This window comes from Actinomadura sp. NPDC048021, from assembly GCF_040653135.1.
Lineage (GTDB): Bacteria > Actinomycetota > Actinomycetes > Streptosporangiales > Streptosporangiaceae > Spirillospora > Spirillospora verrucosospora.
On record NZ_JBEZJQ010000040.1, the window covers coordinates 23,573 to 47,129 of the forward strand.

Consider the following 23,557-nt stretch of genomic DNA (forward strand, 5'->3'; position numbering starts at 1 on the left):
GATCTGGAAGCCCGCCCTCAAGAAAGCCGACCTGGACGCCAAGGTCCGCATCCACGACCTCCGTCACGCCCACGCATCCTGGCTCCTGGCCGGCGGCGCCGACCTCCAAGTCGTCAAGGAACGCCTCGGCCACGGATCCATCTCCACCACCGAGCGCTACCTGCACACCCTCGACGACGCCGACGACACCGCCCTCGCCGCCTTCGACAAAATCCGCAGCCGCCGCCGCACCGATTGACGAAGTGGGCGTTCCGCTCAAAGCAGGCCGGACAAGGAGGCATCAAGCGGAAGCGATCGCCCTCTATGTCCGTGTCATCCTGCAGCGATGCTGCGTCGATCTCGGCGAACATGATCGCTTCGATGTCGTCCAACGCGCGGTCACAGCGCCGCGGGACGTTCAGCCCCCTGCCGGTGACCCGGGCGCGCAGCACGCGCCCGCCGTCCGGATGCGGATCGCGGCGGATCAGCCCGCGCCGTTCCAGGTCGCGGATGACCAGACTCATCGCCTGCGGCGTGGCCTCGGGTAAAAGAATGGCCCGGCGCTGGCCGGGCACTGAGCCGAGGGCGGTGCGCGATGCCATCGCCGCAACCCTCACCAACTGGCCCGAGCAACTGCGCCGGTCGCTGACCTGGGACAGGGCGCGGAGATGGCCCAGCACACCCAACTACGTCTCGACACCGGGACTGGAGATCTACTTCGCCGACCCGCATAGCCCCTGGCGGCGCGGCACCAACGAGAATACCAACGGTCTGTGCGCCACTACTTCCCCAAAGGCACCGACCTGAGCCCACACGGGCAAGACGCACTCGACGCCGTCGCAGCCGCACTCAACAGCCCGGCCCCGAAGACCCTGGCCTGGAAAAGTCCCGCAGAAGCCCTCAGCAAGCATCTATGCTCTCCGACAGGCAGTGGGTGACGACTCTTTGAAGCCGAGCACAGGCTCTTCACCCCCTGGGCCGTGGCTCCGCTTGCTCACACACCTACGAGAGCTTGACCATTGGACGAATAGCTACTTGAGAAGAGTTGAGGCTTACTGTGGCACGGTTTGGAATTGACCAATCGGAAAACGGACGCCTCGACATTCGAATGGCTTCCATAGGCCAGGAGATCGAGGCGTACTTCATCCCCTCCGTCTCACCTGCCGAGGGTGCTCCGGCGGCAGCCCGCGCCGATGCGGGTGTAAAATTGCTAGGCCTCGTTCGAGGTTCCGGAGAACTTCGTATTTATCCGATCAACACGCTGTACGGTACGAGTGGATATCTCGGTCCCAAGTACGACCAGATACGTACCCTAGTTGTGGAGATTTCGGCGATTGACCCGTACTTCGAGGAGTCCGAACTAGAAACGGTCCTTGAAGTGCTCCCAGCTGGCTTTGTCAAGGACTACGCCTATGGACTTGGCCTCTTGAAAGACTGCAACCGGATCATTCGGCTGATTGAGAAGCACACAGCCTGCGACGAGATTGCGTTCACCAGCGCAGATGAGTCGGCTGTAGAGGGCCGAGTCTTCCGGCTCGGAATGTCTCGCTTTGCGGAAATGTGGTCGGAAATCAGGCGCATCAACGATCGCGGTAATCGCGCAGCGGGTCGAGTCAAGGACGCCTTCGTTCACAATGATCTGGCCACGGTGCTCGGATTGGTGTCTATGGACTTCAGTCTGGGGCGCCATCCAGTCTCACGGGTGATCGCGAAGGCGGCGGATGGGGTCGAAGAATTGAACGACCAGGAGCGGGACGCGCTGATCGCAACGCTCACATCCGAGTCAGCAGGGCTCGCCAAGGCTAGGCCCGAGAAGTTTCAAAAATTGCACCGCGAGATCGAGCTGGTGAGTCTCGATCACCTCATCGCCTCCTACGAAGAATCATTGGAGAAGGGTGAGAATGAGCAGTACTGGCAGACATTTTTTGATGACAACGCCTTTGCTCTCCAGCAAGTGTTCGGCGCGCCAATGGTCAGTGTTCAGTCGCAAGCAACGGTGGGCGGCGGCAGCCTCGCGGGAGGTGGTGATAAGATTGCCGACTACTTGTTTAAGAATTCGCTCACCAACAATGTGGCATTGGTGGAGATCAAGAAGCCGACAACCCGACTGCTCGACACGCGAGAGCACCGAACGGGAGTGTACGGCCCTTCAAAGGAGCTGAATGGCGCGGTCACGCAGGTTCTCGATCAGGCATACCAACTGACGTCGAACCTCGCCACGCTGAAGCACAATTCGCGCCGATGGGACTTGGAGTCCTATGCGATCTCCTGCTTTGTTGTGGCAGGACGCACCCCGCCTCCGGATGAGCCATCGAAGCAGAAGTCCTTCGAGCTATACCGCGCCAATTCTCGCAGCGTCACTATCGTGACCTACGACGAAATTCTTGAACGACTCAGGCTCCTGCGCAACTTCCTTGCGCCTACTGATAGCGGCACCGCGGAAGGCTGAACAAAATGGCGCCCTCCCGCTTGTAGACATACCCTCGGTGAGGCACAACGACCGGCACTCGTAGCGATTGACTTCTACAATCGGCCAGCGGCCGTCGCAGTGAGGTGGTCTCAGCGAAATCGATCCGGATAAGGATGCTTTTCCTGTCACAAACGAAGCTTTGAGGGCAGACACGCGAACGATCAGGCGGCGTCCGGAAAGGGCGTGGAGCCCCCGGTAGAAGAGGTCTCACCACGAGATCTCGTCCGCAGCCGAAAAGCTCCACTGATCAGCTATCGAGCCACGCTCGATGTCTCGCGGGGCGTGTCCGTCAGATGATCAGGCCTATCGGGCAACGTAGATGGTTGACGAGTGCGTCGAGCCACCGGGCCCCCACAGCGCCGTCAATGGCGCGGTGATCGATAGAGACCGTGAGCTGCATCAGTGGCCGGACCTGGCACTCATCGTCGATGGCGACGACCCCGGGTCGCACGGCGCCCACCGCCAGGATCACGGAGTGGGGTGGATTGATGATCGCCGAGAACGAATCGACACCGTACATGCTCAAGTTGCTCACGGTCAGTGATCCACCCTCAAGGTCGGCTTGCGTCAACCGACCGGTGTTAGCCCGTGCCACCAGATCTCGCATCGCACTGGACAGCAAGCCCAGAGAAGCCAACTCGGGGGTGCGCAGAACAGGGTTACCATCGATCCGCTTCGGAATCGCCGAGCCGACAACGAGCCGACATGGGCCGTTGTAGGTCTTGTGACTTCATCGCCGGCGGTCCCCGCCTGACCTGCGCGGATGACAACCATGCTTTGGCTGGCTCTGCTCCTAGTGTTTCGTGTGACGGTCGTGGTTCCGGGCCGACCGGCTGGATATGCGTGTGCGCTACTGGCCAGAATTGGACGCGGTCCGGTGTTGCGAGGATCCGGGGTGCTGGTTCGCCCATCGCTAGTATTGATCGGTCAAGATGAGAGGTTCCCAGCAGTGAGTCGATCTTTTTTCAGTGTTCTGCTGTCCGCACTCCTGGCCGGAACTATCAGTGGTGCCGCAACTAGCGCAGCCATAGGAGTGCTGGGGCTCAATAAGGGACCAGTTGGACCTTCGGGGCCGCCTGGTCCAAGTGGCGTCGATACCGCATCCATCAATGATTTCTCCGGCATGTATTTATTGAGCGATGCAATGGGTGATGGTCCCGCGTGCCCGGCTGGAACCTACGAGATCCCGGGAAGCAATGTAGTTCTTCAGACTAAAATGAAGTACGATAAAGACTACAGCCGATTGGTCGAGTATCGCGTATGCATGATCAAGAAGAGATAGTTGCACAGCTCTGGCCTTGGATCTCCGACGCGCCTCGCCAGGACATGGGATTAATCTGGTACAAACCCTGCCCTTCGCGACCTGGCCAGGCGCGTCTCCAGCGCGGCGGGCTTGGTCAACGGTGGCCGACGGCCAACCACCCAGGCTTCCGCCACGACGGTGTCACCGGCGGTGCAGCCGCTAGTCAGCGATGACCGGAAACGGGCATCTTCCGGGACCGCAGGAGGCCGCCCTTTGTCGGTGCGCCCTGAAATCATCGTTGTCATCTCTGGATCGGCTTGATGGGAAGAGACGTGCCCGATCACTCCCTAGTCCCGGCTAACTCCGCGGAGCTGGAGTTCCGTTTTCACGTCGGCTCGAGCCTGCTTATCGAGTTCGCGCTCAGTCATACCTCGGTGGATGTTCTGCGGGAACTGGTGCAGAACGAGTACGACGCGGGAGGTACCGAACTGGTGGTCGAGTTCGGTCCAGACGCTCTCAAGGTCCGCGGCAACGGAAAGACGATCGATCGCGCGGGATGGAAGCGGCTGAGTGTCATGCTCGGCCACGGTCTGATACCGGACGCGGCAGATCGTGTCGAGCCGAAGTCCAACGGCATCGGGTCGAAAAACTTCGGGCTCCGCTCCCTGTTCTTGCTCGGCGACCGCATCAACATCATGTCCGGTGGGAGGCGCACTATCCTCGACCGCACCAAGGGGGCGCTGGCCGAACCACTGCCGCATCCGGACTCCAGCACCCAGCCGGGTGTGACCCTCGTGGTTCCATACCGCAAGAGGGATGACGGCCCCCTGCGGGCCTTCGACGAACATCACGAGGCCGAAGCGCTGAAGGCTATCGCAGCCGAGTTCGCGCCGACCCTAATCAAGCTGGCCCACCCCGGGCCAGGGAAGAACCTCCAGTCCGTCGTGCTTTGCTCCGAGCGTCTCGGGCACGAGTTGCGCTGGCGGCAGTCTGCCCGCGCGGGGCAGCGGGGTTCCGGTTTGATCAAGCGGACGGCCAAGCTCGAAGAGCACGGCCCGTCGCTGGCCCACGCGTCGGGAACGATCAGCGAGAGGGAGTACCAGCGTGTTCTGATACCGCCAGCAGCGCTCCGCAGACCGAACGTGCCCAGCTACTTCCAGGTTCCCGGGGGCCGGATCCGATTGGGTGTCTCAGTCCGGACTCGGCGCCGCGGCCTGGACCTGGAGACACCGGGGATCTTCTACTACCCGATGGGCGCCATCCGGGCGCGGACCGGGTTCGGATTCAGCATCAGCGCCCCGTTCGAGATGACCGAGGACCGCAGTCAGCTTGTCGATCCCCAGAACAGCGACTGGAACGCCTGGCTGGTCGAGCAAGCCGCCGCGTTCGCCGTCCGCCTACTCGCCGAACGCCTGTTCGTCGAATTTGGCGCTCAAGCGTTCCTCGCCTTTGACCCGCGGGCAGCAGGCTCTTCCACAGTTCCCGCACTAAGGGAGGAGATCGACCGGCTGCTGCGTAGCGAGTCGTGCTGGCCGACCCAAGCGACGACAGGCCGCGCCAAGCGATCGCTACGCGCCCCGGTCGAATCCCTGACGATCCCGGCCAACCCCGCGCTGGCGGCCTTCAGAGCCGGTACCTCAAGCCCGGACCATCTGCTGCACTCCAGCCTCGTCACACGCCCAGAGACCCAGGCGATGGCGGTCGCGCTGGGAGGTAAGGCGTTCACGGTCAGCTCACTAATCCGCCTGCGCTGCGCAGGCGAGAACGCACGCGAACTGGCGACCAAACTCGACCAAGCCACCGAGGTAGCACGGTATTACACCGACTTCCCGGACGCGCTGCGCGATCTCACGCTCCAGCAGCACTTCGCGGCCGCCCTAGACGGGTGTAGGACCGCCCTCACCGCTGACCACAGGCGAGATCTCCGCACCGCGCCCACCACGCTGACCGGCGCGGGGACGCTTGGCTCGCCGAAGGGGCTTTGGATTGTCGACGAGGCAGTCGCCGACGTGATTTCCTGGGACCAGACGCTGCATCCAGACCTGGTCGACTCCAAGGTCCTTGCCGGGTTGTGCAGGCCGTTCAACTTTTCCCGATGGGCGATAGAAACAGCGAGCCGTCTTGTGGACGGGACCGCCTCCGAGCAGGCACGCGATGCTCTCGCACGCTACATACGAGGTCGGCCAACTCTGTCGAGGAAAGCGTGGGCCGCGGTCCGCCGCGCCCCGGTGCTCCAGGACCACAACGGCGAGTGGGTTGCTCCTGCAAACATGGTGAGCCGGTCGGCGAAGGGTGCCACGCTCCTTGCGCCGGCACTGCACTTGTCCACGCCTGCTGACGAGGACAACGACTCGTTAAAGCCCCTTCGATTCCGTCAGGCAGTTCGGGGCAGCGACATAGTGGCCCTTGCACGACTGGTGGAGCAGGGCACCGTTCCCCCAGAGGTCATGCGACAGGCAATCGCCCGCCTGCAAAGACTGCTTTCACTGTCCGTGCTCACCCACCTCAAGACCATCAAGTTCCTCGAGACGGGGCCGGGCACGGTAACGGCGCCCTCCGACGCTTACAACCGGTCCGACCATCTGGTCGCAGTGCTGGGGGAGGACGCCCCATACGCCGTGGGCATGTCGACGGCCCTGCTACGACGACTCGGATGCCGGACCGAACCCCGCGCGGACGACATCCTCGCAGCCCTGATGAAACTGCAGGAGTCCGGCAGTCACGTCACCAAGCCAGACCTTGTCTACCGGGCACTGGTATCGGCGTTGCGCCGGGAGAGGCGGCGTGCCGGCGAGCTGCGAGACCGGCAAGTCATCTGGACCGGTAGCAGATGGGAGGCAGCAGGTAACTGCCTTGTCGGCGCGGACAACCGCAGTGCTTTCCTCGACGTGGTCACGGTGCTGCCGGAGGCGTTGCGAGATACCTGGGTCTTCCTCGGCGCCACCCAACGGCCTACCCCCGCACACTGGCGGCGTCTGTTCGTGCGGGTCAGCGAACTCTACGGCGCGCAGCGCCCGATTCCCCGCCACGTGGCCGAGGCGTTGCGGCGGGCGTACCACCGCCTTGACGCACCCCCAGAGGGGCTCGCCCCCGGCACGCACCTGCTTCTGGACGACCAGCGTGGCCTGCACACTCTAAAGGAGGCGACCACGGAGGGCTTCCTCATCAACGACGACCCCGCGCTGGCGGCGGCAGCGGTGGCCGCGCGCGTGCCCGTATCCTTCGCCGACACCTCTGATGGGCGCGTAATCGGGTTCCTCGAAGCCGCTGGTACCAGGCCGCTATCTAAAGCAGCCAAACGGGAGGACACAGAGTACGGTTCCGAAATCGAGCCAGATCAAACGCTCCGGCTCGACATCACCCTCGCGCGGCTCCACGACCCGAATTTCGCGTCTGCGGTAGCTGCGCTTGCCTCCGCAGTCTCCGGACCGGATCAGTCGCGCACAGTTGGCAGACTAACTGCCCGGCTCGCCCGGATCACGCAGATAACCCTCGTCAACGGGATCCAACGCAAGTACCGTGTCGGCGGACACGCCCTCACCGTGGCCGTGGATTACAACGTAGACGACAATCAGATCGTCCTCGACCAAGTCGCCAGCTCCCATGAGCAGCGCAGGCTCGTCGCCAACGCGGTCGCTGGCTTGGCGGACTCAGGGCCGCTCGGGGAACGGCTGCTTGGCGACGCCGTCTACTTCCTGTTGCGGTGCCGGTCGGCACGTGAAATGCAACGTGAACTGGAGCGCCGCAAAGTGAACTGGCGGCCCCGCACACCCGGCACCGAATACGCCGAAGACGCGGACGACGAGGACCTAGCATCACTCTCCGACGCCCTCAGCCAGCATGTCGTCCGGGAAGCAATGTCAAAGCCGCTACCGGACAACAGTGGTTCACAGAAACCACCCACACTGCCGGCCGCCCGAGCCCTCCGGCCGCCCTTGCCTGACCTCGGACGCGTCCAAGCCCTGCCCGCAGAGAGAACAGCAACACCATCCCACAAGCGCCAAGCAACCGCAGGCAGCGGCGGTTCCGGCGCTTGGACACCACGCAGCTACCAGGAATCGGAGAATGACCGGGAGGTCGGCCGGCGCGGCGAAGAAATAGTCCTCGCCATCGAACGCGAGCGCGTGAGGCAGCTTGGCTTCTCGCCAGACCGTGTCAGGTGGGTCGCCGACGCTAACCCCGGCTCGGACCATGACATCGTCTCTGTTGACGACGATGGTGCCGAATTGTGGGTCGAGGTCAAGTCCACCACGAGCCGCCAAGGCCAGTTCGTCTGGCCCGCCGCCGAGTTCCAGCTAGCGGTGCGCGCCCGTCAGCGCTATGTCCTCTACCGCGTCTACGAGGCCAACACCACAACGCCGTCATGGCGTTGCATTCGCGATCCGATCGGCCTTTTCGACGCCGGCGAGCTCCATCTCGACCTCAACCGCCTCACAGGAGACGTTGGCCCTCTGGCCGGGCCCTCATGACTCGCGGGCTCAATGCACCAAGTGGGCTCGACGTCAGCGAGTAGCCACCCTGTGGGCACACTGAGCTTCCCCGGTTTGTCAATTCTAATGACTTCCGAACGGCCCGGTCCCGGTCGCGGACGTCTACTGAAACGTGCGACTTCGTTCGGAGGTGGCGCCGGGGGGAGCACCCGGACGCGTGCCGCACTGACGTCCTGGACGCCCTCTCCGCCGTCCTGGAGCGCGCCGAGGCGCTCGCGTGGCACCTGTCTCGCGCCGCCCGGTGCCCGCAGCCTGGTCCCGTAGCCAGCTCCCGAGCAGAGGCGGAGGGCCAGGCACCGAGTCGGCGGCGCGTGCGGCCCGGTTGTCGGGCCGCCTTGAAAGCTGCACACGAAGTCTTCATAAGTCCTGCTGAGTAGGGGTTCTCCCCAAGACGAACTTCATGACAACCATGACCACAACAGGGGACCATGGGGGTCGTGACAGCCTGCTCGCATCCGTACGACCACGTCAGAGTGGGTATCGCCAGGACCTGGCGCCGTGCTTCGCCGCGCCTGAATGCATCCTACCGGGAGCTCTCCGCTCCCAATCTTGCTCCCACCCGCTTGGGCGTCGCTCGCCACCGCACTCAGCGAGCGATGGGCAGCCCACAGCTGGACGCGCTCTCCCCTTCGACAGCACTGTCAGGACACCATCCAGTACTCTGCTGAACTGCTGAACCATCCCGGTCATTATGGAGGTATTCGTGTCGCCTAGCGTTTTGCTCTACGGTCCAGTCGGCCAGATTGCCAAGCGAGTAACGAGTCGCTGCGGTGTGGATGAAGTGGCAGCCTACACAGTACTTCTGAGCGTATGGTCGGCTGCTATAGCCGATACGGTCTCCATAATCTCGAGGAATAGGCTGCGTCCCCCACTCGTATGGACCGTGCTCGTATCGAACGAAGGTGACTCATCGGTTGCGGCCTTTGAGGCGGTTATGGAGACCCTGAGGGAGACTGAATCGAACGTTCTGGAGGGCATCGTTTATGGTGCCGTGACCACCGTGAAGGCTTACGAGAACCTAATCAGAAAGGCGCTACGTGATAGTCGTAAGTCGGCAAAGACCCACAATGTCTTGTGTACAGGATCGCCAATTGTTGCGCGCGGACGCGAGCCGTTCTCGTTCCAGGTTGGACTCGAAGCATCTGTTCGCTCTTCCTGGGATTATGGTGAGCAGCGGGAAGTGCATCAATCCCCCGATATGCAGGATGGCAAGGCCATGCCTAATGTTGGTGTTCAATGGGCGATAAGCAAGAACGCCTGGCTGCGGAGATTTGATAGGACCTCCGCCGCTACTAGCAGTCGAGTCATGTCGATCCTTGCTGGACCTTCGGACTTCGATCTCAAACATGACGACACCGCAGGTGCTGTTGGTGAAATCGGTCGGGCGTACGAATGGGCTACCGCTCAACAGCGCAATATCACGTTCACGCCTGCGGCGCTAAACAAGTTGAACGCGGCGTATCGCACGATAGAAGACTTGAGCGATAACCCTGATCGGTCATCCTCTATCGAGGGTCCGGAGTTCCATTTCGTTAGATCCTTCGAGCATCTGCTGCGCATTGCGACATCTCTGGCTGCAGCAGACCGATCGATGGTTGTGCGCTGTGCTCACGTGGTTGCAGCATGGTCTTTCGTTCGCAGGTCTATTTGGGACACGGTAGAGCTACTTGAAGCCAAAGGCAGCACCAATGAAGCGATAGCGTCAGCGCGCAACAAATCGTCTTTGATCGAGGAAATTTTTGAAATTGCGGAAGAGAATGACGACGTCACTTCCGTTTGCGGCGATGCCCCTGAGATCGTCGCGCGATCGGGTTCGCGACGCGATCGACGCATTGTCCGTGTTCAACGCAAGGAGGGGGGGACCTCACCGGACCTTGCCACTACTGATGGCGGCAATGCCACTAAACGGATCGAGCCGCGGCGGATGCTCCCCGGCGGCACCGCAGAGGATGCCGCACGTCAGGCCAACGGCTTGGTGAACCCCACTGTGAGGGAAGCCCGGACGGTGTTCACTTCACCCACAGGTGCGCTGAACCGGTGGTGGGACCAAGACCCCGCAGAACGGTTCTGGATGGAGATCACTGACCGCCCCGACCTCGGCAGCAACCTGCAGGCACTGCAGCGCAACGGTACTGGCGGGGAGTTCTGGTCCTACTCACTGGTCACTGCGATCAAGCCTGGTGACGTGGTCCTGCACTGGCACAAGAGCCTGCACGGCCAGCCCGGCATCGTTGGACACTCCATCGCCGCCGATGGTCCCTACGACGACCAGCTGATCTGGGACGCCCGTGGCACCTACGGCCAGCAACGCCCCGTCAACACTCACCCCCAACCGGCCTGGCGGTATGAGCTGACCTGGTACACCCCGCTGCACACCCCGATCGGTCAAAAGGCTCTCCGCCCTCTCGAAGACCAGCTTCATGCAATCAAGTGCGACCTGGAAGCACGCATCAACGGGCCGCTGTATTTCCCGTTTGTCTTCTCCCCGAGCCGGCCGCTGCGCACCGCACAGGCGTACCTGGTCAAAGTCCCCGCAGCCATGCTTAACCTGCTCCCCGAACTGGCCAGACTCAACCACTTTGCGCCCGCCGCCAGTACGCCAAGGCGGGTGCCCGCCCGTCTGCGTCGCCCACGCTCGCGGACCGGTGCCGGCTATCTGGCCGACCCAGCCCTGCGCAAAGCCATCGAAGAGCACGCTGTCCGCCGAGCCCGTGACCTCTACCCGGACCATGACATCACCGACGTCGGTGCCATCTGCTCCTACGACCTGCGGGCCGTCAAAGGCGACGAAGAGATCCACATCGAGGTCAAAGGTTCCACTGGTACCGCCGACGCGGTCGAACTCACCACCAACGAGGTCACTCACGCCCGGACCACTGCCCGCACCGACCTGGTGGTCGTCGACCAGATCACCTGGCAACGCCAATCCGATGGCACCATCCAAACCAGCGGAGGGCGTTGCCGTCACTGGACCACCTGGCAACCTGATGAGATGGATCTCCGACCGACCCGATACCGCTACACCCTTCCGAACTAGCGGTTCCAGAGGTCATCGCCGAGCGGTCACGTCGCGAGCGCGCTTCGGCGAGCGCGCTTGACCCCCATCTATCGGCAAACACGATCAGGGCGCTGAGCATTCCAGCATGCGGTATCCGTTGTGGTCGACTGGAATCCGCCCCCAACGGTGGGGTTGCTGTACTTCCCGGCTGTACTTTGACGCAGCACTCAACTCAGACAGGCCGGTGAGCTGGCGCGGGCACCTGGTTGGGGCCGTGGGTGAGGGTCGCGCCGCGCTCGAACCGGTCGGAGCGGACCCGGATGAAGGCCAACCGGTCGGCCTGCGTCCGGTCCATACCGTCCTTACGCCAACGTCACCTGTCACGATAGGCGGAAGGTGCCCGAGGCGATCACGTCCAAGAGCTTTTCAATCAAGAGAGTTGTAAGCTCTTGTGTCGTGGTCACCTTCAGAAGCTCGTCGAGTGTGATAACTATCAGACGATGCCCACGAACTTGGGCAAGAGAAGCTTTGTGATAAACCGCAGTTAGTTCGTTTTCATCACCTGTCACTCCATTGGCGGCCACGAGTACGCCAAGCTCAATCCGTCGATTCGCCAGCTTGTCTATAAAGGCACCGACGGTAGGTGAATCTACCGGGTCACTCCAGTTCTTGCACTCGACCAGGAAAAGGTTAGGAAAGCAGCCCATGTCACTGAGCTTACTATTGGCCACAGCTATGTCTATCTCTTCGCTGTGGAATTTGTTGAGGGTGTCCTTCCGCGTCCTAAAACCCGGAACCTGGTCAAGTAGGTAGCAGAACCAGTCTTCGAAGGCACGGCCACGAACGGTTGTGCTGCGCGTCTTATCTATGCTCAAGGCATGGAGGGCACTAATCCTGGAGGTCGAGTATGCCGCCATATCAGATGCGCTCCGTTGCCTTAGCGACTTCCTCGGTAAGCACCTCCGAGAGACTCTTGTGCCCGAGTTGCTCAATCAAATCCTCAAGGGCGAGTCTGAGTACAAGGGGTGTAGTCCTTTTTGCGGGAAAGCGTCGTCCATCAATGCTGTCATAGAGCAACACGCCCAGTTGAGCCCGCCGATCAAGCGTTGCTTCCTGAAGACGTAGTTCAGAATCATGCAGCCTTCGCTCGTTCAGACGTCCTGCCAGCACTTCTATTAGCGCGATCTCGTCTGACTCCCGCGATGGCAACACGGCCATGTCGAAGCCACGATCGGGCGTGCTCTTCTCTGGGTTCTCGGCGAATGCCACTCCTGTGGCCCGTATGAGCTCAACAACAAGTTGCTCTACCCTAAAAGAGGGTATGTTTGATCCTTCTTTTTGGCGCAGCGACTTAAGTAGACGTATGTATCGCTTGAAATCAACGGGAGGGCTGATCTGTGCGGGCGCTGTTGCAGTATCCTGCCGACGTTCTGCAAGGTTGGCCGTAAACGCCCAAAGATGCAGCCGAAGACTGTCTACATCGCTTAGCTGGCATGGAATTACTACAAGCTGACTAGGAACAGATGGAGCCCGGAGAGGTGGGGGCACGATCAGGCAGGCTGGGATTCTCCGTTCAACAGCCCTGCCCAACTGCAGCATTACTTCAAGGTTGGTTAGAGCAGTGACATTTTCGAGATCCAGGTCTGCTGTGGCAATGAATTGAGTGATATCAGACGGAGGGTCGAGATACCCTATAACGAGATCGGGCTGTTGTATATCCAGAGCGCGGTCCGCTACCACCTTATCCATGACCAAGAGTTCCTGGATATCAATCTCTCGGCAGATATCGATAAGGGGTCCTAGGTCAGGATTTCCTGCCTTAATCAACGTGGCAACAAGCATCAGCTAAGTACTGCCTTCACAAGACCGAGGGTGGTGGACGTATCGGACAGCACACTAGCTTGCGTAGGTCCCCTGAACCAGCAGCACGGGGGTTAGGTGGATCATTGAAGCGATCGTTCGGGCAACGCGCGTGGACAGCTCGAGGCCTAAGCGTAGGGGCTCCGGACGGGATGACCGACCGGAGCCCCTATGTGCCCTTTTGGTTAGACGTCCAGGTAGTGGAACGTGGGCTTGGGATGCATCAGGAAGTCATGGTGCGAGATGTCCAGGCGTAGGCGCCCGCCATCGAGAAGGCGACGAGGTCCCCGACGGCATGCTCTCGGTAAGCCGTGACCAGAGTGTTTCATCCGGTTTGGGGGATCACCGGCGAAGCTGTGCAGCCGGGGCTGACCGCTCCGGCGGCTGCGCTGCAGGCTCGTCGCGGATCAGGCTGGCGGAATGTGCCGTTCTACACAGAGCCGGCTGACGGCCGGGGCTAACCTGAGCCCTCCACCAGTCCGGGTGTCGCGCATGGTTGCTGGGAGGAGTGCTGCGGGTTCGCAGGCGCTGGCGCTGCGGGCTCGGATCGTGCTGCTGTGGGCCGAGGGCGCCACGATCGCCCGGGTTGAGGAGAAGGCCGGCGCCTCGCGTAACACGGTGTCGAAGTGGCGGTCGCGGTTCCTGGCGCGATCACGGCCCATTCGCGACAGGTGCCAGACGACGGAATGGGCGTCAGCGCCGTCTGAAGACGCGGTCCGATCTGTCCCAGGGCACCGAACGCCTGCTCATCGGCATGCGAGGAGGATTCGGTGGGTCTGTCCAGTTACGGCTCTGTCGCTCTGCCGTTGGTAGCAGAGGACGGCGGTCTGTCGCGCTCAGGCGAGATCAAGGTCGATGGGCTTGTCAATGTGGTGTTCTCGGGCCTGCCCGGCCTGGTCACTTACGGTGTTGCGGATGAGGGTGAGCGGCTACACCGGTAGCCAGAACCTCCTCCATCGGTACATCAAGACTGCAGGTCAGACAGGGGCGCGCCTGGCAGGATTCGAACCCGCGACCGTCGGACTAGAAGGTCGATGCGTCAATGCTCCAGATCGCGGGCGAAGTCGCGGCGCGCCGGTCGTGAAGTTGGTGCTTGGCCTTCGGGTCGTCCAGTATGAAGCACGATCAACTTTAGGAGATGTCATCCAGTAAAACGCTTTTGATTGCTCGCGTGTGCGGGTCAGGCGCGTTGCGATGCAGAGCTCCGATCAGGGGCGGCAGCTAGGCGGCGGAGATCGTGATGCCGTCATGGTCTCGCCGGTTCTCGCCGCGCGGAGCAAGTAATAGGCAACGTTCATTTGTGTAGTTGGACCGGGCGCGGTCTAGCCAGGGCAGAGGGGATCGGGCGCGATCCCCGCGGGGGGTGGGGCATACGGTCGAGATCGGCAAGTCGGTGTCGGGGTCCGGGGGGCCGCGGAGGCGGCGTTCGGTTCGGTCGCAGCAGCGGAGTCGGTCGGTGAGGATCGCGCTGTCGGAGCAGGAGTACGCGGTTTTGGCGGCTGCGGCGGCGAACGAGGGGTTGGCGCTGGGGGCGTTCGCCGCGCAGGCGAGTTTGGCGGCGGCGCAGGGACGAGTGGTTGCGGAGTACGCCGTGGTGCGTGAGGCGCTGGCGGCGGTGTTGTTCGCTGCCGGGCAGGTGCAGCGGGTCGGCGTGAATCTCAATCAGGCTGTTGCGGCGTTGAATTCCGGTGAGCTGGTCGAGCAGCTTCGGTGGTACGCGCAGGCGGCGGTGCGCAGCGTTGACCGACTTGATGAGTTGGCTCAGGAGTTGCGGCATCGGCTCCCTTGAGCGGTCGGCCGGGGGCCGTGGGTGATTGGGAAGATTCGTCGTGGAGAGCGTGTCATGGGGCTGCTGCGCTACCTGTACGGTCCTGGCCGGCACGAGGAGCATCGCGATCCGCATGTGGTGGCGGGTTTCCGGAGCGCGCCGGAGTTGGAGCCGGGTGTGCGGGCGGATGGGAGCCGGGATTTCCGGCGTTTGGACGCGCTGTTCACGCAGCCGCTGGCTCTGCTGGGGGAGCGGAACTATCGGCAACCGGTGTGGCATCTTCCGTTGAGGGCGGCGCCTGAGGACCCGGTCATGTCCGATCAGCAGTGGGCTCGGATCGCTCATGAGGTGATGGACCGGGTCGGGCTTGCTCCGGCTGGGGACTTCGGCGCGGTCCGGTGGGTGGCGGTCCGGCATGCTGCCGACCATGTCCACATCGTGGCGACCTTGGCGCGCCAGGACGGTGGTCGGCCCGATGTGTGGAACGACGGCTACCGCGTCCGGGACGCTTGCCGCGCCATCGAGCGGCAGTACGGGCTGCGGCGGACGGCTCCGGCGGACCGGACGGCGGCGCGGCGGCCGAGCCGGGGCGAGATCGAGAAAGCCGTCCGCCACGGCCGGCCGCTACCGTCCCGCACGCTTCTGCGCCGCAAGGTCCAGACGGCGGCGGCCGGGGCGAGCAGCGAGGCGGAGTTCTTTAGGCAGCTGCGTGATGAGGGTGTCCTGGTCCGCCAGCGTTTCAGCGAGCGGACGGCCGGCGAGATGACCGGCTACGCCGTCGCCCTCCCTGACGGTCTGAACAGCGATGGGCGGCCTGTGTGGTTCGGCGGAGGGAAGCTCGCTGCCGACCTCACTCTGCCCAAGCTTCGCCGCCGGTGGACGGGGGCGGACGGGTCCGTCCACGCGTCGTCCCCGCTCCGTCCGCTGGACGGACGGCATCTCTCCGAGCGGACGAGACGAGCCGTGCTGCGGACGGCCGTCCGCCGCGCGGCGGACGAGTCGGCGACGACCAACGAGTTCCTCGACCGGCTTCGGGGTGAGGGGCTCCTGGTCAAGCTGCGCTACAGCCAGACCGTTGACGGGCAGATCACTGGCTACGCCGTCGCTTTCGCTGCTGAACACGATGGTCATGAGCCGACGTGGTATCCCGGCAGCCGTCTTGCCGATGACCTGTCACTGTCCCGTCTCCGCCAGCGTTGGGCCTCTCCTGCCGCGTACCGCCAGTCGGCTGCTGGCCAGGATGAGTTGACACCGGAGGAGCGCCAGGCGTTCTACGACGATGCGGCCCGGGCCGCTGCCTTCGCCACCGCCCAGATCCGGCGGCACCTTGTCACCAACCCGCACGCTGCGCAGGACGCCTGCTGGGCGGCCTCCGATGCCCTTCACGTGGCAGCCCGAGTCACCGGCAACCGTCACCTCCACCGCGCCGCCGATGCCTACGACCGCGCGGCCCGCGCCCCCTGCGGCCGTATCCCCACCCCGACTCCGGCAGGCAACGCGCTGCGCACCACAGCCCGCCTGCTCGCGCTAACCGGCATGGCGAAGGACCGAACGGTGGTGTCGACGATGGTGCTCGTCGCCAACTTCATCAGCCTGCTCGACACCATTGCCCAGCTGCGCAGCCTCCAGGAGCGTCACGCCCAGGCCGACGCGGCTCGAAGAGCCGCCGCGCACACGCGAGAAGCACGCCCAGCGGGCGGCGCTCCCTCACCTCCGCCGGCTGGCCCGAGCGCGCAAGCGCGCCTGGCCATGGCCGCCTTCCCGACCGCGTGGGCTCCGCTGCCGCAGGATGCACAGAACAGATCAGCGCCGTCGGCTCCTACGGGCCCAGCGCGCTCCGGTCGTCGACGTCCGTGATCGAACGGCTCTTCATCACGCGGCCTGCCGGCACTCGCCGCACGGAGGGACTCCTCTCGCCAGTCGGTCATTTCCGCTCTTCGAGCTGGCGGAAGGCACGCTCGAAGGCTTCTGGGTCGGCGGTGTGGAGCAGGTCCATCAACTCGTCCAGGTCGGACGCCGAGATCAGGACGCGCCCCGTTGCCCTCCAGATCCCTTCTCGGTCCAGCGTGATCGACCATTCAGGGAAGAGGTGCTGCAGTAGCAGCAACGTGACTTGCATCGTTTCCTCGCAGGAGCGTGGTCCCCAGCTCTTTGTGTCGGCCACCTCGCAAGGTCAGGGCAGCTTGGCCCAGATGACCTTGCCGCCTCCGGTGAGGTGCTTGACTCCCCACTCGTGCACGAGCTCCGCCACGAGCTGGAGGCCACGGCCGGAGGTGGCGGCGTAGTCCTGGGGCTGGACCGTGGGGTGGCCCGTGCCGGTGTCCGATACCTCGATCACCGGTTGCCCATCGTCCGGGTCGAGGAAGAGCCGAACCACGATCGTGCCTTCGCCGTGCTTGTAGGCGTTCGTGGCCAACTCGCAGACCACGAGACGGCCCATGTAGTCGTCGCTGATGCCCCAACTGGCGAACTGTTCGGCGAGGAACCGGCGTGCGAGGCGGGGCGCCTGATCGGTGCAATCGAGGACGATCGTCGGGACTTCAGGAGTTTGCGGTGCTGCGGACATCGGCACGACCTTCGCTGGCCACTGACAGGTTGGGTAACTCGCTGCACAGCTTCAACTCCGCCGCGTAGCGTTACCACCGAAGCGCCCCAGCACACACGTGGCGCTGTCGATCGCTGGTAGGTGGGTTCCCCTCGCTCACGTGGAGGCGAAGCAGTGGCCGCACGCAAACCAACAGCCAAGACCGTCGCCTTCGGCGCAGAGGTCACGCGCCTCCGCGAGGAAGCGGGACTCAATCGAACGGAACTCGCCGCACGGACGGCGGTCACCCGGAGCTACATCTCGCAGGTCGAGTCCGGACGCACCAAGTGCCGCAGGGACTTCGCCGAACGGATGGACAAGGGGCTGGACTCGGGCACGGCCCTGGTCGATGCATGGGACGAACTCCTGCGTTCCAGCAGCTACCCGAAGTTCTTCGCGGACTTCCCCCGCGCCGAGGCGTCCGCTGACGCCCTGCGCGCGTTCGAGATCAGGTTGGTCTACGGGCTTCTGCAGACCGAGGCGTACGCACGTGTGCTCCTGTGCAACGACGATGCCGTCCGCGAGCGGATGCAACGGCAGAGAATCCTCACCAAGCCGAACCCTCCGACCGTGTTCGTCGTGCTGGACGAGTCCGTCCTCCTCCGCGAGGTCGGCTCCCGGCAGATCATGCGCGAGCAGTTGGAGCATCTCATCGAGATGTCGGAGCAGGAGAACATCACGATTCAGATCGCCCCGATCGGCTACTACCGCGACGCCCGAGCGCCGTTCGTGATCGCCACTCAACCCGATCGGAGCGAGATCGTGTACCTGGAAAGCAATATCGGGGGCGAGACGAGCGCAGAGCCGAGAGACCTGGCGCTCGTCAGCGAGGCTTTCAGTAGGCTCCAGGCGGCGGCGCTTTCGCCGAAGGCGTCGGTCGAACTGATGCGGAAGGTTGTGGAAGAGCGATGGACGTGACCTGGCGCAAGTCGTCGCGTAGTAGCGAGGCCGGAGACAACTGCGTCGAACTGGCCGACCTCGGCGAGGCCGTGGGCATCCGCGACAGCAAAGACCCAGCCGGCGCCAAGTTCACCCTGCGCCGCGACGAGTTCGCGAACCTCGTGGCGATCTTGAAGCGCTAACGCCCGGACAAGGCACCGAGGAAGCCCCGGCCTTCGAGGGACCGGGGCTTCCTCGCGTGGACGGCCGCCATGCCAGGACCACACTCACGACATCAAGCCTGCGGCCAACTCTGCGCGATGCTGCTGGACCCAGTGATGGGCGGCTTGCACCTCGTCGATGGCGCCACCCTGACAAAGACGGATCATCGCCGGGTCGCCGGCTTGAGCGGCGGCCGCGATGCCGCGCCAGCAGCGGTCCTGCCACCACAAGATCACATCCACCAGCTCGCTGCGATCGGCCAGTCCATAGGCGTCGCAGATCAACCGCGCTCGCCGAGCGGCCGCCGCGACGTCGACGATGCCGGGCCCGAGCCCCAGGTACTGCCAGCACACATGCGCGACGTCATGGATCCGCCGCCCGGGGCCGGCCAGGTCCCAATCGATGAAGGCCACCGGACGCATCCCCGCACCCGAATCCCGGTACACCGTGTTCTTCGGCGACAAGTCGTTGTGGCACACCACCTCACCATCGCCGGCCAGGTCCGTCGCGGCCGTCAGGTCGTGAAACTCCCGGACCAACTCGGCGACCCGCCTTAAGCTCTCGTCGCTGTCGACCCGGATGGCCTGGACCGGCTCCCAAGCCACGTGGCCATCGAGGAATTTCAGCACCTCCCGCCCTTGTCCATCGATCCCCAGAAACCGAGGGGCGCCTTCCCAGCCGGCCTGCTCCAACAGCCCCAGCAGCCGGGCACGAACTCCGCACGAGCAGCAGGCCGTCGGCGCACCGTGTCACCCACACGGACGCTCTCACTCACGAACCCGCCAGGCAGCGAGAACTCAGACACCGCACCAGTCCTCCGCATGCCGCGACCGCTTCCTCGCAATGGAACGTGCCCCCTTTTCGCTACAACGGCCCCTCGCCGACGTCACCCCCACCGCCAAACCTCTCCGACCTGGAGGTCGCGTATGCAGCCGTTGAAGAACGCCGAACTTGCGGAACTCCCCACCGTCGTCGACATCAACACCGCCGCCCGAGCCCTCGACCTCTCCCGCACCTATGCCTACCAACTGGTCAGGGCCGCCCTCGGGTGCGCGGAGAATAGCCTCAGCAAGCGTCCTGGCCGCGGCATGGTAGTCCTCGGTCATGACCTGAACTGAGCCCAAGGTCGTGAGCGTCCCGCTGAACTCGCGCTCGTAGCGTCCCGGCTGCTACAGCCAGATCACGGTGCGCACCAACCACTACTCGGTCCCGGTCCGGCTGATCGGCCGCCGGGTCCGGGCGATGCTGCACGCCTCGGAGCTGATCGTCTATGACGGCCGCACCGAGGTCGCCCGGCACGAGCGGCTGCTGGCCAAGGCGGCCAGCCGCCTAGAACTGGACCACTATCTGGAGGTGTTCATCCGCAAGCCGGGTGCGCTGCCGGGCGCGACCGCGCTGGACCAGGCCAAGGCGGCAGGGAAGTTCACGCCCGTTCACGAGCAGTGGTGGGCACGGGCCTGCCAGGGACACGGCGACCGGGACGGTACCCGGGCCCTGATCGAGGTGCTGCTGCTGGCCCGCCACATGAACCACGAGCACATCGTCGCGGGCCTGGCCGCCGCGCTACGCGCCGGGGCGCTCACCGCCGACGCCGTCGCGCTGGAGGCCCGCAAAGCCGCCGAGGCCGACGACTCCGTTCCCGAGCACGATCCTCGTGAGGCCGGGCAGGCGGCCAGCGCGGTGACGTTCCTGACCCAGCGGCGGCTGGCGAACTTGCCGCCCGACACCCGCCCGCTTCCCTCGGTCGCCGCCTATGACCAGCTGCTGCGCCATCGCCCACCCGGATCGGAGACCGCCTCATGACCCAGCACCGTCACCGCGGGATGATCGAACAGGCCGCTCAAGCCTCGATCGAGCAGGCATGCCGGCTGCTGCGGCTGCCCACAATCCGCGGCCGCTACGGCCGCGTCGACCTGCTCTGCATCGACGAACTCGGCTACATGGAGCTGGACCGTCACGGCGCCGAACTGCTGTTCCAGGTCCGGACCGAACGCGAGGAGAAGGCCAGCGTGGCGATCGCCTCCAATGAGTCCTTCGGCGGCTGGACCAAGACCTTTACCGACCCGCGGCTCTGCACCGCGATCGTCGACCGGCTCACCTTCGGCGGCACCATCATCGAGACCGGGACCGACTCCTACCGCCTCGCACAAAGCCGCACCCGCGCCGCGCAGAGCGTTTCTTAGCCCAGGTCCCGGTCCCAGAACAGGACTCCGTCCTCGTCCGGGCGAGCCTCATATCCGCCGATCCTGCCGTGGTTGTCGAGTGCGTCGGCGATGTCGGCGAGCATGGCGGTCACGCTGCCCCAGCGCACTTCGCCGTCCGTGGAGACCCTGTCGAACTCCCGCACGCACCCGCGCCTCGGGCCAGACCGCAGATCGACGAACAGGTCCGCGCCGCCGCTGCCGGCGATGGGCAAGAAAGCGAGGAGCCACATTCTCGCCTCGGTGCCTGCAGGGTCGGCTTGCGCCTTGGTGAAGACCTCCTCCGTGAGCAGCCCTTCCCCGATCATCTGGTCATGCCACACCTGCCACCAGACCCTCCGCGAGTCGAGAGCGTGCTCGATGCGGAAGGGACAGTAGCCCGGGAGCAGGTCGAAACGCTGGTGGGACCAGCTGGACGCGCTTCCGTTCGCGAGCCGCCACCACGCCACAAGATCAGCCGGCAGCCTCGCGCCCACCGCTTCTTCAGCCGCGGCGATGTCCGCGTCGGCGGCAGGTGGACCGATGCGCTCCAAGGTGGCCGGAGCATGCTGGGTCAGCCATCCCAGGATCCGGTCCCACGACTCATCAACGGTGGAAGTCATCGACACATGAGCAACCGAAGAACCGGAGACCTCAACCTGTCAGCTCGAACTGGACCCGAGCAGGCGCTGTCACTTCTCACCAACACTCACGACCCACAAGATCGCCTGGCGCTGCTCAAACAGCACTACAAACGCTGTCGCTTCTCAACTACGGAGCCATAGGTTGCAAACCGTCCGCTCAGGCATCTTCGCCGACAAGCGCATGCAGGACCTACAGAGGGGACGGTCACCCCATCATTGGAGTCAGCGCCGAGTAACTCGGCGCGTCCTGCCAGCCCCGGGTGTCCCCACCTCGATCGGAGACCGTCGTGAAGAACAGCGTGTTGTGGCGAGTTGTCGACAACGACAGTGGCGCCGAGGCCATCGTCAGTACGCCTGCCGAGGCGGTCGCGTTCATCAACAGCCGGTTCGACACCGATGAAAACGGCGAGCCATTCAGCTTCACCGAGGTCGGTCCCTTCGTCCCGAAGCCGCTCGACGTCATCACCGCATGGGCGGCCAAACAGGACGACGGGCGGACCGATGGGCGAACTGCACCGATCACGATCAGGCCGGTAGTGACTGACGGCGCCATCGACAAGTGCGACGACGTCGTGCTCTGGGGCGACGTGCAAGTCACGTGGGACCACGACGTGTACACCGTCCTTGGACCGGACGGCTACGAGTACAACATCGCCGACAGCGCAGCCGAGCTCAACGAGATCCTCGACGAGTACGCCACCGACGACGAGTACGTCGAACCCGAAAAGTCCGACGGCCACGAGCGGCCGAGCCAGCGAGAGTTGATCCGGTACGGCGCCCAGGAGTGCGCCAGCCGGTTCGGGCACCTTGACGACGACGCTCTGCTGTGGCTCGCCGCCACCCGGATCACGCTCGCCCTCTGGCGCAACACGCCTGTCGAGAACTGGCATGCCGGCAGGAGCCCGCTGCACGACGGCACGATGATGCGGATCAACGCGGCGACCACCCGGCTCGTGCGCTCGATGCTGTCGTTTGACCATGTCGACTGGGGCGCTGTCGGTCTCGCGATCGTCAACCCGTCTCGGGTTCTGCCGACTGGACAGTCCGTGCTCGAGCTCGGGTTGGCCTGCCACAACCCTGACGACCCGGCGCACGAGAATGATCCGCGCGACGACCTCGCGGAGATGGCACAGGCCGCGATCTCTTGGGGCCGTGCGTACCGCCTCCACGAGCAGGAGTTCGGCCTGCGGACCCTGATCGAATTCTTCTGCGCGCTCGACACCGGCTGGTTCGGCGCACCTAGTTGGGGCTGCATCGTCGATCGGTTCGTTGCCGCAATCGACGACCGGGAGCACGGACACTGGCGCGTGCACCGGGACCAGCCTTGGTTCGACGAGTGGTTCACCAGCCGTCCGGCCGACATTGCCGACAACGTTGAACTGCGTCGGCTCCTGCTTGCCGGGCCGGACCTGCTGTCCGAAGCAGCTGCCGAATGGTGCGTGGAAGGGACCATCGGCTACGTCTGTCGGAACGACCATGCGAACGGCTGCAAGCGGTGCGGCGTCCCGCCGGCGACAGAGTCGTCGAGTTAAGGCGTGTTGTGAAAATGATCGAGCTCGCTGCCTGGCAGCTCACAACCCACGGATGACTTCGGCCAGGTCAGGGCCGTAGGGGGCCTAGCAGATGATTGAACCGTCGGCGTCGAGCTGCCCCATGAACCAGCCGTCGTCGGCGCGTGCAAGGCACAGGTCATGGAAGGACAGAATGACGTCAGGCTGGAGGACGTCGTAGTCGGCCGAGCCGTACTGTTCGACAACGACGAGTCGTTCAAGCGAGAGCAGGTCCGATCCCGCACTCGACCGCGTGCCGCTGCTTGTAGTCGTCCTTGTCGAACTCGGGCGGACGGCCACCGCGGGAGCCGAGCTTTTGGCGGTTGCGAATCTGGTCCGCCTTCTCCGGGATGGTGCACTTCACGCCGCGTCGGCGCAGATAGGCATGGTTCGCGCGGGAGCCGTACGCCTTGCCTGCGCGGACCCTGTTCGGCTTCGTGCGAGGCCAGCCCGGTCCGGTCCTGGGCACTCGCATATCGTCGAGGACCGGCTGGAACTGGGGACCGTCGTGCCGCTGGCCGGCGGTGACGAGCAGGGACAGCGGCTTCTGTCCCTGCTCGACCGCCAGGTGCAGTTTGGTAGTCAGCCCGCCGCGCGAGCGCCCGAGGCCGTGGTCGTCGGGCTCGGCGTCGACGCCCCCGGGAGGCTTCTTTTGGAGATCCCTCTTTACGCGCTCCAGCGGCATGCTGA

The 23,557-nt window shown here is 64.1% G+C and carries 22 protein-coding genes and 2 pseudogenes; 15 read left to right on the top strand and 9 right to left on the bottom strand.

Translation table 11 applies throughout. From position 1 onward, the window contains the following. Positions 1-49 precede the first annotated feature (49 nt). From AB0C87_RS40035 to AB0C87_RS40045, 3 genes and pseudogenes are all read left to right on the top strand, one after another. Positions 50-238, top strand: coding sequence for a tyrosine-type recombinase/integrase (locus tag AB0C87_RS40035; RefSeq protein ID WP_360581817.1), 189 nt, complete (start codon positions 50-52; stop codon positions 236-238). Positions 239-681: 443 nt separating this feature from the next. Next, positions 682-917 (top strand): annotated as a pseudogene (locus tag AB0C87_RS40040) (IS30 family transposase); the annotation flags it as partial. 119 nt (positions 918-1,036) lie between these two features. Next, positions 1,037-2,428, top strand: coding sequence for a Shedu immune nuclease family protein (locus AB0C87_RS40045; RefSeq protein ID WP_360581795.1), 1,392 nt, complete (start codon positions 1,037-1,039; stop codon positions 2,426-2,428). A 310-nt stretch (positions 2,429-2,738) separates the two neighbouring features. Here the strand turns inward: AB0C87_RS40045 and AB0C87_RS40050 are convergent, their stop codons facing one another. After that, the gene (locus tag AB0C87_RS40050; protein WP_149264415.1) at positions 2,739-3,131 is read right to left on the bottom strand and encodes a 2-oxo acid dehydrogenase subunit E2; all 393 of its coding nucleotides are present in this window, start codon (positions 3,129-3,131) and stop codon (positions 2,739-2,741) included. An 881-nt stretch (positions 3,132-4,012) separates the two neighbouring features. On the opposite strand from AB0C87_RS40050, the gene AB0C87_RS40055 reads away from it, so the two are divergent. Then, positions 4,013-8,161, top strand: a complete 4,149-nt coding sequence (locus AB0C87_RS40055; RefSeq protein ID WP_360581796.1) for a DUF3883 domain-containing protein — start codon at positions 4,013-4,015, stop codon at positions 8,159-8,161. A 1,012-nt stretch (positions 8,162-9,173) separates the two neighbouring features. After that, positions 9,174-11,219 carry a DUF3883 domain-containing protein gene (locus AB0C87_RS40060; RefSeq protein WP_360581797.1) on the top strand — a complete coding sequence of 682 codons (2,046 nt, stop codon included), beginning with the start codon at positions 9,174-9,176 and terminating at the stop codon, positions 11,217-11,219. Between the two features lie 193 nt (positions 11,220-11,412). Here AB0C87_RS40060 and AB0C87_RS40065 read toward each other — a convergent pair whose 3' ends face one another. Genes AB0C87_RS40065 through AB0C87_RS40075 form a run of 3 tightly spaced genes read right to left on the bottom strand, consistent with a single transcriptional unit; the run spans position 11,413 to position 13,022 of the window. Next, on the bottom strand, positions 11,413-11,535 hold the full coding sequence (locus AB0C87_RS40065; protein WP_268843306.1) for a hypothetical protein: 123 nt from the start codon (positions 11,533-11,535) through the stop codon (positions 11,413-11,415). A gap of 25 nt (positions 11,536-11,560) precedes the next feature. Continuing rightward, positions 11,561-12,055 carry a restriction endonuclease gene (locus AB0C87_RS40070; protein WP_160161208.1) on the bottom strand — a complete coding sequence of 165 codons (495 nt, stop codon included), beginning with the start codon at positions 12,053-12,055 and terminating at the stop codon, positions 11,561-11,563. A gap of 43 nt (positions 12,056-12,098) precedes the next feature. After that, on the bottom strand, positions 12,099-13,022 hold the full coding sequence (locus tag AB0C87_RS40075) for a hypothetical protein (RefSeq protein WP_360581798.1): 924 nt from the start codon (positions 13,020-13,022) through the stop codon (positions 12,099-12,101). Positions 13,023-13,532: 510 nt separating this feature from the next. Here AB0C87_RS40075 and AB0C87_RS40080 point away from each other — a divergent pair. From AB0C87_RS40080 to AB0C87_RS40095, 4 genes are all read left to right on the top strand, one after another. Further along, positions 13,533-13,853 (top strand): helix-turn-helix domain-containing protein, encoded by a 321-nt coding sequence (locus AB0C87_RS40080; protein ID WP_360581799.1) that lies wholly within the window; start codon positions 13,533-13,535, stop codon positions 13,851-13,853. Beyond that, a complete protein-coding gene (locus AB0C87_RS40085) occupies positions 13,811-13,981 on the top strand; it encodes a hypothetical protein (protein WP_200842419.1) in 171 nt (56 codons plus the stop codon). The genes AB0C87_RS40080 and AB0C87_RS40085 overlap by 43 nt, the downstream gene beginning before the upstream one ends. Positions 13,982-14,496: 515 nt before the next feature. Continuing rightward, complete coding sequence (locus AB0C87_RS40090) at positions 14,497-14,829, top strand: mobilization protein (protein WP_149264421.1); 333 nt, start codon at positions 14,497-14,499, stop codon at positions 14,827-14,829. A 54-nt stretch (positions 14,830-14,883) separates the two neighbouring features. Further along, a complete protein-coding gene (locus AB0C87_RS40095) occupies positions 14,884-16,665 on the top strand; it encodes a hypothetical protein (RefSeq protein WP_360581800.1) in 1,782 nt (593 codons plus the stop codon). Between the two features lie 67 nt (positions 16,666-16,732). On the opposite strand, the gene AB0C87_RS40100 is transcribed toward AB0C87_RS40095, so the two are convergent. Both AB0C87_RS40100 and AB0C87_RS40105 read right to left on the bottom strand, forming a co-directional pair. Continuing rightward, complete coding sequence (locus tag AB0C87_RS40100) at positions 16,733-16,927, bottom strand: hypothetical protein (protein ID WP_360581801.1); 195 nt, start codon at positions 16,925-16,927, stop codon at positions 16,733-16,735. A gap of 54 nt (positions 16,928-16,981) precedes the next feature. Further along, positions 16,982-17,374 carry an ATP-binding protein gene (locus AB0C87_RS40105; RefSeq protein WP_149264425.1) on the bottom strand — a complete coding sequence of 131 codons (393 nt, stop codon included), beginning with the start codon at positions 17,372-17,374 and terminating at the stop codon, positions 16,982-16,984. Positions 17,375-17,527: 153 nt separating this feature from the next. Here AB0C87_RS40105 and AB0C87_RS40110 point away from each other — a divergent pair, with 153 nt between their 5' ends. Next, positions 17,528-18,310 carry a helix-turn-helix transcriptional regulator gene (locus tag AB0C87_RS40110; protein WP_160161212.1) on the top strand — a complete coding sequence of 261 codons (783 nt, stop codon included), beginning with the start codon at positions 17,528-17,530 and terminating at the stop codon, positions 18,308-18,310. Further along, on the top strand, positions 18,301-18,474 hold the full coding sequence (locus AB0C87_RS40115; protein ID WP_149264427.1) for a DUF397 domain-containing protein: 174 nt from the start codon (positions 18,301-18,303) through the stop codon (positions 18,472-18,474). The genes AB0C87_RS40110 and AB0C87_RS40115 overlap by 10 nt, the downstream gene beginning before the upstream one ends. Before the next feature lie 84 nt (positions 18,475-18,558). Here the strand turns inward: AB0C87_RS40115 and AB0C87_RS40120 are convergent, their stop codons facing one another. Further along, positions 18,559-19,122: a phosphotransferase gene (locus AB0C87_RS40120; protein ID WP_360581802.1), complete on the bottom strand. Its 564-nt coding sequence runs from the start codon at positions 19,120-19,122 to the stop codon at positions 18,559-18,561. A gap of 297 nt (positions 19,123-19,419) precedes the next feature. Between AB0C87_RS40120 and AB0C87_RS40125 the strand changes: the two genes are divergently transcribed. The 3 genes and pseudogenes from AB0C87_RS40125 to AB0C87_RS40135 all read left to right on the top strand — a co-directional run. Continuing rightward, positions 19,420-19,611: a hypothetical protein gene (locus tag AB0C87_RS40125; protein WP_360581803.1), complete on the top strand. Its 192-nt coding sequence runs from the start codon at positions 19,420-19,422 to the stop codon at positions 19,609-19,611. Positions 19,612-19,678: 67 nt separating this feature from the next. After that, positions 19,679-20,296 carry a hypothetical protein gene (locus AB0C87_RS40130; protein WP_360581804.1) on the top strand — a complete coding sequence of 206 codons (618 nt, stop codon included), beginning with the start codon at positions 19,679-19,681 and terminating at the stop codon, positions 20,294-20,296. 92 nt (positions 20,297-20,388) lie between these two features. Further along, positions 20,389-20,676: pseudogene (locus AB0C87_RS40135) on the top strand (ATP-binding protein); the annotation flags it as partial. Here the strand turns inward: AB0C87_RS40135 and AB0C87_RS40140 are convergent. Then, entirely contained in the window at positions 20,673-21,296 is a 624-nt protein-coding gene (locus AB0C87_RS40140) for an SMI1/KNR4 family protein (protein WP_149264430.1), read from the bottom strand. The pseudogene AB0C87_RS40135 and the gene AB0C87_RS40140 overlap by 4 nt on opposite strands. Positions 21,297-21,604: 308 nt before the next feature. Between AB0C87_RS40140 and AB0C87_RS40145 the strand changes: the two genes are divergently transcribed. Beyond that, positions 21,605-22,849 carry a hypothetical protein gene (locus AB0C87_RS40145; RefSeq protein ID WP_360581805.1) on the top strand — a complete coding sequence of 415 codons (1,245 nt, stop codon included), beginning with the start codon at positions 21,605-21,607 and terminating at the stop codon, positions 22,847-22,849. Between the two features lie 235 nt (positions 22,850-23,084). On the opposite strand, the gene AB0C87_RS40150 is transcribed toward AB0C87_RS40145, so the two are convergent. Further along, a complete protein-coding gene (locus tag AB0C87_RS40150; RefSeq protein ID WP_360581806.1) occupies positions 23,085-23,552 on the bottom strand; it encodes a transposase in 468 nt (155 codons plus the stop codon). Positions 23,553-23,557: the final 5 nt, after the last annotated feature.